Below are 259 nucleotides of genomic sequence, written 5' to 3'. Positions count from 1 at the left end.
TGAGGCCGACATCATCGCCCGTGACGCCTCCGCGACCCTGAAGATGTGGACCCACAATCCGGGCGGTTACTTCAACTCGCCGGTCAATGTGACGGGTGGGTGGAACTTCACGCAGACCGTGGCCGGTGACTTCAACAGCGACGGCAAGGCCGACATCATCGCCAAGGACGCCGACGCCAACCTCAAGATGTGGCTCGGTCGTGGGAACGGCACTTTCAACGCCGCCGTGCAGGTCACCGGCGGGTGGAACTTCACGCAG

Annotated in this window: 1 protein-coding gene; it reads left to right on the top strand. The window is 63.3% G+C overall.

Annotation, left to right across the window (positions count from 1 at the left end):
• Nucleotides 1–259: FG-GAP repeat domain-containing protein (locus IF89_RS0136920; RefSeq protein ID WP_030778309.1), on the top strand; the 259-nt coding region annotated here is incomplete at both ends.

It is taken from the genome of Streptomyces sp. NRRL F-2664 (assembly GCF_000719345.1).
In the GTDB taxonomy this organism is placed as follows: Bacteria; Actinomycetota; Actinomycetes; order Streptomycetales; family Streptomycetaceae; genus Streptomyces.
Note: the sequence above shows the minus strand (reverse complement) of the source record. Positions and strands in the feature narration are given on the sequence as shown.